Origin of the sequence: Pantoea sp. Ap-967 (assembly GCF_011752565.1) — a bacterium.
Taxonomy (GTDB): Bacteria; Pseudomonadota; Gammaproteobacteria; order Pseudomonadales; family Pseudomonadaceae; genus Aquipseudomonas.
This window is the reverse complement of sequence record NZ_VWXK01000015.1, coordinates 102,202-114,442: the sequence shown is the minus strand read 5'-3', so window position 1 is coordinate 114,442 and position 12,241 is coordinate 102,202. Positions and strand designations below refer to the sequence as shown.

Annotated in this window: 13 protein-coding genes; 2 read left to right on the top strand and 11 right to left on the bottom strand. The window is 63.6% G+C overall.

Annotated elements, in window-relative coordinates:
• Position 1: 1 nt before the first annotated feature.
• From F3J45_RS17295 to F3J45_RS17270, 6 genes are all read right to left on the bottom strand, one after another.
• The gene (locus tag F3J45_RS17295) at positions 2–673 is read right to left on the bottom strand and encodes an amino acid ABC transporter permease (protein WP_167065147.1); all 672 of its coding nucleotides are present in this window, start codon (positions 671–673) and stop codon (positions 2–4) included.
• A 10-nt stretch (positions 674–683) separates the two neighbouring features.
• Positions 684–1,382, bottom strand: coding sequence for an amino acid ABC transporter ATP-binding protein (locus F3J45_RS17290; protein ID WP_240164640.1), 699 nt, complete (start codon positions 1,380–1,382; stop codon positions 684–686).
• A gap of 176 nt (positions 1,383–1,558) precedes the next feature.
• Positions 1,559–2,389, bottom strand: a complete 831-nt coding sequence (locus F3J45_RS17285; RefSeq protein WP_167065141.1) for a transporter substrate-binding domain-containing protein — start codon at positions 2,387–2,389, stop codon at positions 1,559–1,561.
• A gap of 221 nt (positions 2,390–2,610) precedes the next feature.
• Positions 2,611–3,519 carry a LysR family transcriptional regulator gene (locus F3J45_RS17280; RefSeq protein WP_240158328.1) on the bottom strand — a complete coding sequence of 303 codons (909 nt, stop codon included), beginning with the start codon at positions 3,517–3,519 and terminating at the stop codon, positions 2,611–2,613.
• A gap of 299 nt (positions 3,520–3,818) precedes the next feature.
• A complete protein-coding gene (locus tag F3J45_RS17275) occupies positions 3,819–4,973 on the bottom strand; it encodes a cysteine desulfurase family protein (protein WP_167065135.1) in 1,155 nt (384 codons plus the stop codon).
• Positions 4,974–5,138: 165 nt separating this feature from the next.
• Positions 5,139–6,065, bottom strand: a complete 927-nt coding sequence (locus F3J45_RS17270; RefSeq protein ID WP_167065132.1) for a LysR family transcriptional regulator — start codon at positions 6,063–6,065, stop codon at positions 5,139–5,141.
• Between the two features lie 139 nt (positions 6,066–6,204).
• Between F3J45_RS17270 and F3J45_RS17265 the strand changes: the two genes are divergently transcribed.
• Positions 6,205–7,434: an acyl-CoA dehydrogenase gene (locus F3J45_RS17265; RefSeq protein ID WP_167065129.1), complete on the top strand. Its 1,230-nt coding sequence runs from the start codon at positions 6,205–6,207 to the stop codon at positions 7,432–7,434.
• 365 nt (positions 7,435–7,799) lie between these two features.
• Here the strand turns inward: F3J45_RS17265 and F3J45_RS17260 are convergent, their stop codons facing one another.
• The 3 genes from F3J45_RS17260 to F3J45_RS17250 form a co-directional block, all read right to left on the bottom strand.
• Positions 7,800–8,801, bottom strand: coding sequence for a TerC family protein (locus tag F3J45_RS17260; protein WP_167065126.1), 1,002 nt, complete (start codon positions 8,799–8,801; stop codon positions 7,800–7,802).
• 210 nt (positions 8,802–9,011) lie between these two features.
• Entirely contained in the window at positions 9,012–9,404 is a 393-nt protein-coding gene (locus tag F3J45_RS17255; protein ID WP_167065123.1) for a glycine zipper domain-containing protein, read from the bottom strand.
• A 73-nt stretch (positions 9,405–9,477) separates the two neighbouring features.
• Positions 9,478–9,660: a hypothetical protein gene (locus tag F3J45_RS17250; RefSeq protein WP_205300564.1), complete on the bottom strand. Its 183-nt coding sequence runs from the start codon at positions 9,658–9,660 to the stop codon at positions 9,478–9,480.
• A gap of 178 nt (positions 9,661–9,838) precedes the next feature.
• Between F3J45_RS17250 and F3J45_RS17245 the strand changes: the two genes are divergently transcribed.
• Positions 9,839–10,189: a hypothetical protein gene (locus tag F3J45_RS17245; protein WP_167065120.1), complete on the top strand. Its 351-nt coding sequence runs from the start codon at positions 9,839–9,841 to the stop codon at positions 10,187–10,189.
• A 100-nt stretch (positions 10,190–10,289) separates the two neighbouring features.
• Here F3J45_RS17245 and F3J45_RS17240 read toward each other — a convergent pair whose 3' ends face one another.
• On the bottom strand, positions 10,290–11,057 hold the full coding sequence (locus F3J45_RS17240) for an SDR family oxidoreductase (protein WP_167065117.1): 768 nt from the start codon (positions 11,055–11,057) through the stop codon (positions 10,290–10,292).
• A gap of 23 nt (positions 11,058–11,080) precedes the next feature.
• Positions 11,081–12,148, bottom strand: a complete 1,068-nt coding sequence (locus tag F3J45_RS17235) for a phosphotransferase family protein (protein WP_167065114.1) — start codon at positions 12,146–12,148, stop codon at positions 11,081–11,083.
• Positions 12,149–12,241: the final 93 nt, after the last annotated feature.

Genomic DNA, 12,241 nt, shown 5'->3' with positions numbered 1-12,241 from the left:
CTCAGCGCTGGCCGGCCAGTTCCTGGCGCCGCTCGAACCACTGCACCAGCTGCGCAACCGGCAGCGACAGGGCGAAGTAGACCAGGGCGATCAGGGTGTAGGTTTCAAGGGGGCGGTAGGCTTCGGTGGCCAGGCTTTTGCCGACGTACATCAGGTCGGCCACCGCCACGATGGCCACCAGCGCGCTCTGTTGCAGGGTGCCGATGCCGTTGGTAATCAGCACGGGCAGGGCACTGCGCAGCGATTGCGGCAAAATCACGTACAGCGTGCGCTGCCAGCTTTTCAGGCCCAGGGCGATCGAGGCATCCAGGTGCTCGCGCGGAACCGCCTGAACACCGGCCCGGTAGGCCTCGGCGTTGAACGCCGTCAGGTTCAGCCCCAAGGCCAGGAAGCCCATGGCGATGGGGTCGATGAACACGTCGAACAGCATCGGCACGCAATAGAAGAACCAGATGATTTGCAGCAGCGCCGGGGTGCAGCGGAAGAACTCGATGAACAGCTGCGCCGGCCAGCGCACGAAGAACCAGCGGTTCAAGGTCATCAGGCACAGCACAAAGCCACAGGCCAGGCCGATCAGGTTCGCGACCAGCGCCAGCTCAAGGGTGACCTTCAGCCCGTCGAGCAGCGCCGGCAGGGTGCCGCTTAGAAAGTGGAAGTCGAATTGGTACGTCATGGCCAAGCCCTCAATCGAACTGCACGACCTTTTCGAGAAACTCGCGGGTGCGGGCTTCGCGAGGCTGGGTGAAGAGCTGTTCGGGTGGGCCTTGCTCGACCACCTTGCCGTTGGCGCAGAACACCACACGGGTGGCGATATGGCGGGCGAAGTGCATGTCGTGGGTGACGATGATCATGGCCATCTTCTGCTCGGCCAGCTGCAGCATCACGTTCTGCACCTCGATGACCATTTCCGGGTCCAGTGCCGAGGTCACTTCGTCGAACAGCATCAGGCGTGGCTCCAGCATCAGCGCCCGGGCAATCGCCACGCGCTGCTTCTGGCCACCGGAGAGTTGGCTGGGGTAAGCGTTGAGCTTGCTTTCCAGGCCCAGGCGGGCGAGGTAGGCCCGGGCTTTTTCGGTGGCCTGGGCCTTGCTCAGGCCGTGCACCTTGACCGGTGCCAGGATCAGGTTGCCGAGCACCGACAGGTGGGGAAACAGGGTGTAGTGCTGAAACACCATGCCGATCTGCTTGTGCAGGTGTTCATCCAGGGGCTTGCCTTGCTTGCGCGCCCCGTCGATGTACGCCTTGCCCTGGAACTGGATGCTGCCGCCCTGGATGCCCTCAAGGCCCATCAGCACGCGCAGCAGTGAACTCTTGCCGCTGCCGGACGGGCCGATGATCACCAGGCGGTCGTCGGCGCGCATGTCCAGGCTCATGCCGTCCATCACCACCAGCTGTTCTGAGTAAGCCTTGCGCACGTTTTGAAGCTGGATGAAGCCGCCGCCCTGGCCAATGTTCGGGATGAGCGAAGCCTGTGGCTGGGAAGCCACCCGTTGGGGAGTCGTCATAGCAGTTCTCTCCGCGAGGGCGCCCTGGCCGGGGCCCTCGCCGCGTCAAGGAATTACGGGGCCTTGTTGCCCGCAAGGATCTGGGCGGAGGCTTTGTCCACCAACTTGTCGATCTCACCGCTTTCGCGTTGCTGCGTCAGGTAGGCGTCGAGTTCGGCCATGTCGTCGGCGGGCGTTTGCAGGGGCAGGGCGAAGGACACGCCTTGCTTGGCCAGGGCCGGCACCGGCAGCACCTCGTTGGCCCAGGCATTGGCCATGGCGAACAGGTGGTTGGTGTCGTTGGCGTCGGCGAGGATGTCGGCGCGTTTGGACATCAGCGCCATGCGCGTTTCATCCGAGCCTGGCAGGCGCATGAGGGTGGCGTTCTTCACCGCTGCGGTCACCGCCTTGTCGGCGGCCGTGCCGGAGATCACGGCGATGGTCACGCCGGGCTTGTCGTAGTCACCCAGGTTGTTGCCGGCAGCGCTGAACTTGGGGTTCTTGCGGTTGACCAGCAACGAGATCTGGTAGTCGGTGGCGGGGACCGAGAAGGCCACTGCCTTGGCCCGCTCCGGGGTGTTGTTCAGCGCCATTGCCATGTCCCATTTACCGCTCTGCAGCCCGGCTACCTGGTTGTCCCAACTGGTGTCGACGAACTGTGCCTTGACCTTCAGCACCTGCTCGGCGAAGTCGCGGCACAGGTCGACGAAGAACCCGCTGTACTGGCCGGTGGCGGGGTCGCGCATAACGTAGGGCGCCGCGACCGCTGCGCCGCAGCGCAGCACGCCAGCCTGCTGCACAGCCTGCCAATGGGCGGTGTCGGCTTGGGCGAGCGGCTGCATGAGCCAGAGCGCCGCGCCAAGGCCGGCGAGGCGGCCGATATTGCGTGAAGTAAGCCGTGCCATTTCCAAATCTCTCCGGTGAGTTGTTCTTGTAGACAGAAGAGCAAGCGAAAAACGAACGCTGTGTTTTTATGAGTGCTGCATTGTGTGCAGCGATGCATTCAGGCTATTTCGATTTCCCGCCAGCTGTCAACACGGCCTCAATAATTTTTTGAAGCAAAAACGCCCTCGATCACATTGCCGGTGATCGAGGGCGTTGGCGGGGGTGTGGTGGGGAAGTGGGGCTACGCGGCGGTGCCGGTCAACTGCAGCGCCTCGATGAAGCGTTCGAGAATCAGGTTCTGCCGGCGGCCCTTGCGGGTGGCGACAGCCAGCTTCGAGTCGAAGTACAGGCGGCTGGGGTCCAGGGGGGCCATCAAGCCCTTGTCGACCCAGGTGGCGGCGTAATGGTCGGGCAAGAAGCCGATGTAACTGCCGGTGAGAATCAGAAACGCAATGCCTTCGCGGTCGGTGGCGGAGGCGGCGAAGTTCAGCAACTGGTGCAGGCCAATCGCTTCGGCGGTCATGCGGTACACGGGGATGACCGCATCCGCCTGGGCCAGTTGCGCGTCGGTGACCGTCGCGGCGCTGGCGAAAAGCGGGTGGTCGTGGCTGCAGTAGAGGTTGGAGCGTTCCTCGTACAGCAGGCTGTAGTCCAGGCCTGACAGGGGCGTTATCAACGGCACGGCGCCGACGTGCAGGCGGCCGTCGAGCAGGCCGCGCTCGATCTCGCCGGGGGTGCTCATGCTGAGGTTGATACGCACGCCGCTGCCCTCGGCGCGCACCGCCTTGAGCGCGTGGGTGATGCGCATTTTCGGCTGGGTGACCAGGTTGTTGACGATGGCCACGTTAAGGTCGCCGCGCAGTTGCTGGTGCATCTGGTTCACTTCACTGCGAAAGCCTTCGATGGCCACCAGCACGGTTTCGCTGGCGCGCAGCACTTCGCGGCCCTCATCGGTCAGGGCAAAGCCGGCCCGGCCCCGTTGGCACAGGCGCATGCCCAAGCGCTTTTCCAGGTCGCCCATGTGCAGGCTGATGGCCGAGCGGGTAATGCCAAGCACACTCTCGGCCCCAGAAAAACTGCCGCATTCGGCCACGGTCTTGAAGACGCGCAGCAGCCTCAGGTCGAAATCACTGACTTGGTGCAAGGGCATTTTTTTTATCATGCGTGAGTGATCCGATAACTTAGCTAAAGAAAATTCAGATTTAACGCACATTATGGATGGGTTCAAGCTAGCTGTCCCGAGCTACGAGGCAGCTTCAAATGTGACGGGGCCCCTGGCTTGCTGATCAGGCATCCAACTCCTGGCCTGCGCCGCCCTGGTAGGAGCGAGCGCAGCTCGCGATGGGGCGCGTAGCGGCCCCAGCGTTTCAGCTTCACGGCTCACAACGCCCGGGCTGCTTTGCAGCCTATCGCGAGCTGCGCTCGCTCCTACAGGGAATCGTCGGGCGCTTACCACAACGCCGGCGATGCAGAGGCCAGGGTGCGGCGGAACACTTCGATGGCGTGGTCGATTTCCGCTTCGTTGGTGAAGCGCCCGATGCTCACCCGTACGCTCTTGCGCGCTTGCTGATCATCCAGGCCCAGGGCCAGCAGCACGTGGGAGGCTGCATTGCTTGCCGAATTGCACGCCGAGGTGGTGGACAGCGCCAACTCACTGGCCAGTGCCGCGCTGTTGAACCCGGGCGTGTCGACCCGCAGGTTCAAGGTGTGGGGAATGCGTTGCTCGGCGCAACCATTGAGGCTCACCCCAGGCAGTGCCAGCAACCCGCTGCGCAGCCGTTTGGCAAGCTGCTGCAGGCGCTGGTGTTCGTGGTCGCCGGGTTCGCCGGCCAAGGCAAAGGCACTGCCCATGCCGACGATCTGGTGGCTGGGCAAGGTGCCCGAGCGCAGCCCGCGCTCATGGCCGCCACCGTGAATCTGCGCACGCATCAGTGCCCGGGCGCGTGGGCCTACGTACAAGGCGCCGATCCCCTTGGGGCCATACACCTTGTGCGCCGAGAACGACATCAGGTCCACTGCCAGGGCGCGCAGGTCAATGGCCAGCTTGCCCACCGCCTGGGCGGCGTCCACGTGCAGCAGGGCGCCATGGGCACGCACCCGTTCGCCAATGGCGGCGAAATCGGTGACCGTGCCCAGCTCGTTGTTGACTGCCATCAGTGATACCAGGCGGGTGTCGGCGCGCAGGGCGGCTTGCACGGCATAGGGCTGGATCAGGCCCGCGGCATCCGGCGCCAGCCGGGTGATGGCCCAGCCTTGGCGCTCCAGTTCGTTGACGGTGTCGAGCACGGCCTTGTGCTCCAGCTGGCTGGTAATCAGGTGGCCCGGTTGGCCGAAGCCCTGGGCGATGCCCTTGAGGGCGAGGTTGTTGGATTCGGTGGCGCCCGAGGTCCAGACGATGTCATCGGCGCTTGCACCCACGCGGTCGGCCACTTGCTGGCGGGCCAGTTCGACCACTTCGCGCGCGGCCTGGCCATAGGCATGGCCACTGGAGGCGGGGTTGCCGAAATTCACCTGGCGGCCAAGGCAGGTGAGCATTGTTTCGATCACCCGGTCATCGACCGGGGTGGTGGCGGCGTAGTCGAAGTAGAGCGGGGCGCTAGGCATGCGGCAAGTCCGTGCAGTGTTGCCTTGGAATCGGCAATCGTTGCACCCAGCCTACCCGTTCAGGCGAAAATGGATTTTCCTTTTATGCTGTAGTCAGCGGCCTTTTCGAGAATATTTTTCTATAAGGTTAGGTTGTCAGGGAATAGAAATCTTCGCCCGGACGGGTCAAGCGGGCTCCAGTGCCCGTTCCTCTTCGGCAACCACCCGTTGGCACAGCTCGATGATCTGCTCGCGCATCCAGCGGTTGGCCGGGTCTTGGTCCGTGCTCTCATGCCAGTAAAGGTGGGTTTCCAATGGCGGCACATCCACCGGCAGGGGCTGGAAACGCAATTGGTGGCGGCGGGCAAAGCGCTCGGGCACGGTCATCGCCATGTCGGTCTGCTGCAGCACCTGCGAAGCCATCAGGTAGTGCTGGGAGCGCAAGGCAACCTTGCGCTGCACGCCCATCTTGCCCAGCGCCAGGTCGACATAGCCCAGGCCATTGCGGCGGCTGGAAATATGGATGTGGGTCATGCCCAGGTAGTTGTCGAGGGTCAGCTTGGCATCGGCCAGGGGGTGGCCCTGGCGCAGGGCGCAGACGTAGCGGTCCTGCATCAGCTTGACGTGGCGAACCTGCGGGTCGGTGTTCAGCGGGGCGTCGACGGCGAAGTCCAGGCGCCCGGCGGCGAGTTCCTTGGTGGTTTCGCGGCGCTTGCACAGAAAGCTCTCGATCAGCACGGCCGGGGCCAGGCGGCGCAGGCGCTGGAACAGGGGCGGCAGGATCACCGCCTCGGTAAGGTCGGTCATGCTGATGCGGAAGGTTTTGTTCGCCTGTTGCGGGTTGAAGATGCGGCTTTCCTGCACCGAGGTACGCAGCAGGGCCAGGGCGTTGCGTACCGGGCCGATGATGTTCTGCGCCATGGGCGTGGGCACCATGCCCTGGGCGGTGCGCACGAACAGCGGGTCGTTGAAGGTTTCGCGCAGGCGCGACAGGGCATTGGAGACGGCCGGCTGGGTGATGCCGACGATCTGCCCGGCGCGGGTCAGGTTGGCTTCGGTGTAGATCGCGTCAAACACGATGAACAGGTTGAGGTCGACCTTGCTGAGGTTCATGGGCGCCGCTCTTTGTTGGAGTTATGGGTCGATCATATATCGGTTATGAATGTTTATACACGCGGAAAATAGACTAGGTAGATCGGGGTGGGCTGCTCTAGGCTCTGCCCATCTATTCCGAACCATGAAGGTAGCCCCAATGGATTTCGCCTATTCACCCAAGGTTCAGGCGCTGCGCGAGCGCGTCACCGCGTTCATGGACGCCCATGTCTACCCAGCCGAGCCGGTGTTCGAGCGCCAGGTGGCCGAGGGCGACCGCTGGCAGCCCACCGCGATCATGGAAGAACTCAAGGCCAAGGCCCGCGCCGAAGGCCTGTGGAACCTGTTTCTGCCCGAGTCGGAATACGGCGCTGGCCTGAACAACATGGAGTACGCGCCGCTGGCCGAGATCATGGGCCGTTCGCTGCTGGGGCCGGAACCGTTCAACTGCTCGGCGCCGGACACCGGCAACATGGAGGTGCTGGTGCGCTACGGTAGCGAGGCGCAGAAGCGCCAGTGGCTGGAGCCGCTGCTGCGTGGCGAAATCCGTTCGGCGTTCGCCATGACCGAACCGGACGTGGCCTCTTCGGACGCCACCAACATGGCGGCCACCGCCATGCGCGACGGCGACCAATGGGTGATCAACGGCCGCAAGTGGTGGACCTCCGGCGCCTGCGACCCGCGCTGCAAGGTGATGATCTTCATGGGCCTGTCCAACCCTGATGCGCCGCGCCACCAGCAGCATTCGATGGTGCTGGTGCCCACCGATGCACCCGGTGTGAAGATCGTTCGCCCATTGCCCGTGTTCGGCTATGACGATGCTCCCCACGGCCATGCCGAAGTGCTGTTCGAGAACGTGCGGGTGCCCTATGAGAATGTGTTGCTCGGCGAGGGCCGTGGCTTCGAGATTGCCCAGGGGCGCCTGGGGCCTGGCCGTATTCACCATTGCATGCGCTCGGTCGGCATGGCCGAGCGGGCGCTGGAATTGATGTGCAGGCGCTCGGTAGCGCGCACCGCCTTTGGCCGGCCCCTGGCGCGGCTGGGCGGCAACGTCGACAAGATTGCCGACTCGCGCATGGAAATCGACATGGCGCGCCTGCTGACCTTGAAAGCGGCCTACATGATGGACACGGTGGGTAACAAGGTGGCGCGCAGCGAGATTGCGCAGATCAAGGTGGTGGCACCGAACGTGGCGTTGAAGGTGATCGACCGGGCGATCCAGATTCATGGTGGGGCAGGGGTCAGTGGCGATTTCCCGCTGGCCTACATGTACGCCATGCAGCGAACCCTGCGCCTGGCCGATGGGCCGGACGAGGTACACCGGGCGGCGATTGGCAAGTACGAGATTGGCAAGTATGTGCCGGCGGAAATGTTGCGCAGCGGGCGGTGATTTAATTAACCCTGTGCCGGCCTCTTCGCGGCGGTTCGACGCCTCGACAAGCCCGCTCCCACAGGACCCGGTAGGAGCGAGCGCAGCTCGCGATGGGGTGCAAAGCAGCCCCAGCACTATGAGCCGCGAGGCTGAAACCCTGGGGCCGCTGCGCGCCCCATCGCGAGCTGTGCTCGCTCCTACCGGGGCGGCGCTGGCTTGGAGATGGGCGCTTGATCGGCAGCCCAGGGCTGTGGTGTAGGTCAAGCGCCGGTGTTCGCGTATCGTATTTTTGGGCACTCACGCTTTGCGGCGCGGCGGCTGGCAATGTTCCCTGATTGGTGTAGGAGCGGGCTTGCCCCGCGAAGAGGCCGGTACAGGCAACCTCAAACCTTCAACTGCGGCTCGTCCTTTTTCTGCCCACGCGTCCTGATCAGCGACACCACCACCCCACCCAGCAACAACCCGAACGTCACCCCCAGCGACAGCAACGCCGGCACCTTGCCGACCATGCCGTGGTAGAAGATCTTGCAGCCAATGAAGATCAGCACCAACGCCAGCGCATACTTCAGGTACACGAAGCGGTGCATCAGCGCCGACAGGGCGAAGTACAGCGAGCGCAGGCCGAGGATGGCGAAGATATTCGAGGTATAAACGATGAACGGGTCCTGGGTGATGGCGAAGATCGCCGGCACGCTGTCGACGGCAAACACCAGGTCGGCCAGTTCGATCAGTACCAGGGCCAGGAACAGCGGGGTGGCATAGCGCAGGGCCTTGCTCTGCCCTGGCGGGGTAAGGCGCACGAAGAAGTGCGAGCCATGGAGCTGGTCGGTGACCCGCAGGTGCCGGCGGACGAACTTGAGGATCGGGTTGTTGGCAAGGTCCGGCTGGCTGTCTTCCTTGGACAGGGCCATTTTCACCCCGGTGAACAGCAGGAACGCGCCGAAGATATACAGTACCCATTCAAAGTTCTGCACCAACGCCGCGCCCACGCCAATCATGATCGCCCGCAGGATCACCACGCCGAGGATGCCCCAGAACAGCACACGGTGCTGGTAGCGGCGGGGAATGGCAAGGAAGCCGAAAATCATCGCCATCACGAACACGTTGTCCATCGACAACGACTGCTCGACCAGGAAACCGGTATAGAACTCCAGCGCCGACTGCGCGCCCAGCTGATACCAGACCCATACGCCGAACAGCACGCCAACGCTGAAATAGCCCGAGTACAACAGCAGGCTCTCGCGCATTTCGATCTCGCGGTCCTGGCGGTGCAGTATGCCCAGGTCCAGTACCAGCAAGCCGATGACGACCGCCATGAAAACCAGCCACAACCAAGTGCTGGTGCCGAGAAACGGTGTGGTGAGAAATGCTTGCAGAGCTGTCATGAGCCCCTCCTGATCGATCGACGTGGCTGCCCGTGCATGTGGCAGCAGTGATCCGACATCACGGCGTGGCAGCCGTCAGAGGGGCCCGGTATCACATGGGCTGAGACTAGCCCCGTTTGCCTGTGATGCCGAGGATTGAGCTGTTACATTTCTTTGCCCGAATGCAACAGGCCGGCCCACGCGGGGGCCGGCCTGGCAGTACGCAATCGGTCAGCGGTGACGGTGGCGGCGGTGCTTCTTGCTGCTGTTGCTGTCACCCAGGTGGTTGCCGATGGCGCCACCTGCTGCACCGCCGAGGCCGGCGCCGATGGTCGAGCCGGCCTTGCCGCCGACGCTGCCGCCCAGCAGCGAACCGCCGGCCGAGCCCAGGCCACCGCCGATGGCGGCTTCGGTGCGGTTGCCCTTGCGCGCGCCTACGGCGCTGCCGGCTGCACCGCCGACACCGGCACCGATGGCGGCGCCGGTGCGGCCACCGAGTTGCTGGCCGACCACGTTGCCCAGAACACCACCCAGGCCACCACCGATGGCGGCGGTACCGTCACCGGCGAAAGCGCCTTGGCACAGCAGCAGGCCAAGGGCGAGGGAAGGTAGAGTCAGACGCATGTTAGAAACCTCGAAGGAGTCATCAGGTTGAATGCCGCACGGTCGGGCGGCGGGTCAGGGGGGTAAAGACGCCTCAGCGCCCGTAACGGTCACCGCGCCACTGACGATCATCGTCATCGTCGCGATCATGGTGGTGGTGACGATGGCCGCGGTCGTCATCGCGCCAGCCGCCGTCATCACGGTAATGATGGTGATAGCAGCCCGACAGGAGCAGCACGGTGGCAGTCAGCGCAAGGCCGGCAAAGCGAGTCTTCACAATATAGGTCCTTGATCCGCAAAGGTTTACGGGACACATCCTGAGACTGGAAACGATCCATTTGGTTTCCTTGCCGCGCAATATTTTGTCGGGCCAAGGATGAATGGCGCTCTGGCAGCTGCGCGCTGTGCCTGGCCAATGCTAGAGTCGCGTTCTTTTTTTGCCCCGAGGATGGAACATGCGAGCAATTCTGCCGATGGCTGCGGCGCTGGTGTTGGTTGGTTGCGCGAGCGCGGCCATGGACACGGCGCGCGCTGGCAAACCGACCGCGCAGCTCGATTCGCGCAAGGCGCCGGAGCTGGTTGCCCAATGCATTCAGTTCAGCTGGCAGAAGGAGGACGTGTTCGGCGATGACGCCAGTGGCTACCTGGAACCGCGCAAGCAGGGCGGGTTGACGGTGTATACCCGCGAGGCCGAGTCGTTCGTCGACGTGTACCCACAGGCGGGCGGAACCCACGTGGATTACTACGCGCAGAAGAACGATGGCGTGGCCTTGCAGCGCCGGGCTGCAGCGGCGACCTGCCTGTAACGGCGGCCTAGCGGGCGCCGCTTGTACGGCGCATCGCGAGCTTTGCTCGCTCCTACAGGGGGCGGCGCGGCGGCTGGCAATGTTCCCTGCGCCACCTCGCTCAGGACAGGTAGCCACCGTCCACGTTGAGCGCCGTGCCGGTGGTATAGCTGGACGCATCACTGGCCAGGTACAGCACCGCCCCGGCCATTTCCGAAGGGTCTGCCACGCGCTTGAGTGGAATCTGCTGCAGCGCGGTTTTGAGGATCGCTTCGTTCTTCACCAGCGCCGAGGCGAACTTGGTGTCGGTCAGGCCCGGCAGTAGGGCGTTGCAGCGAATGCCAAACGCTGCGCACTCCTTGGCGAACACCTTGGTCATGTTGATCACCGCCGCCTTGGTCACCGAATAGATGCCCTGGAAGTGCCCCGGCGACACGCCATTGATCGAAGCCACGTTGATGATGCTGCCGCCACCCCCTTCGCGCATCAGCTTGCCGGCTTCCACCGACATGAAGAAGTAACCACGGATGTTGACGTCGACGGTCTTCTGGAACGCCCCCGGGTCGGTGTCCAGCACGTTGCAGAACTGCGGGTTGGTGGCGGCGTTGTTGACCAGGATGTCCAGGCGCCCGAACTGTTCGCGGATGCCGGCGAACACCTGCTGGATCTGTTCCAGCTCACCGATGTGGCAGGCAACCGGGGTTGCCTTGCCGCCGGCGGCGATGATTGCCTCGGCCACGTGCTGGCAGCCGTCGAGCTTGCGGCTGGAGACGATCACATGGGCCCCCTGCTGGGCCAGCAGGTGGGCGATGGCTTCACCGATACCGCGGCTGGCGCCGGAGACGAAGGCGATCTTGCCGTCGAGGTCGAACAGGTGGGTCTTGGACATGCTGTTTTCCTTGTTGTCTGGCATCAAAGGGGAGATCTGCCGATGACCTGCAGGCTCATCTGCTCCAGTAAGCGGTTCATGTGGATGAACTGGGCGAAGCGTTTGTCCTGGGTCTGGCCGTGGTAGTAGCGGTAGTAGATCTGCTGCACGATGCCGGCCAGGCGGAACAGGCCATAGCAATAGTAGTAATTGAAGTTTTCCAGTTCGATACCTGCGCGCTCGGCGTAATAGGCGACGAACTCGGCACGGGTGAGCATGCCCGGGGCGTTGCTCGGTTGGCGCCGCATCAATTGCACCGGGGCCGGGTCGCTGGCCTCGATCCAGTACGCCAAGCTGTTGCCCAGGTCCATCAGCGGGTCGCCAAGGGTGGCCATCTCCCAGTCCAGTACACCGATGATGCGCATGGGGTTGTTGGCATCGAGAATCACGTTATCGAAGCGGTAGTCGTTGTGCACGATGCCTGGGCGCGGGTGGTCGGCGGGCATTTTCGCGTGGAGCCAGGCCACTACCTGCTCCCAGCGCGGTGCATCGGGGGTCAGGGCCTTTTCGTAGCGGCTGGCCCAGCCTTCGACCTGGCGCTGCACATAGCCTTCTGGCTTGCCCAGGTCGGCCAGGCCGCAGGCCTCGTAGTCAACCTGGTGCAGTTCAACCAGCCGGTCGATGAAGCTTTTGCACAGGGCCTCGGTGCGTGCAGGGTCCAGGCCCAGCCCGGTGGGAATGTCCGAGCGCAGGATGATGCCATTCACCCGTTCCATCACATAGAACTCGCCGCCGATCAACGAGGTGTCGGTGCAATGGGCATAGGCCTTGGGGCAGTAAGGGAAGCCATGGTTGAGCTGGTTGAGGATACGAAATTCGCGGCCCATGTCGTGGGCCGACTTGGCCTTCTGGCCGAACGGTGGCCGGCGCAGCACGAACTCGCGCTCCGGGTAGCTCACCAGATACGTGAGGTTGGAGGCGCCACCTGGAAACTGGCTGATGCGCGGCTGGCCGCTCAGGCCGGCGATGGTGGCCTTGAGGTAAGGATCGATGACGGCCGCGTCGAGTTCTTCGCCGGGGCGTACCTGGGTGGACTGGTCGGTGAGCGTCATGCGTTTTCCTTATTTTCTGTCGCAACGACTATTGGCTAATCTAATGGCCTTGCCAGGTTGGAACAAGCGTGCCAGGGCCATATAGGCAAGGGT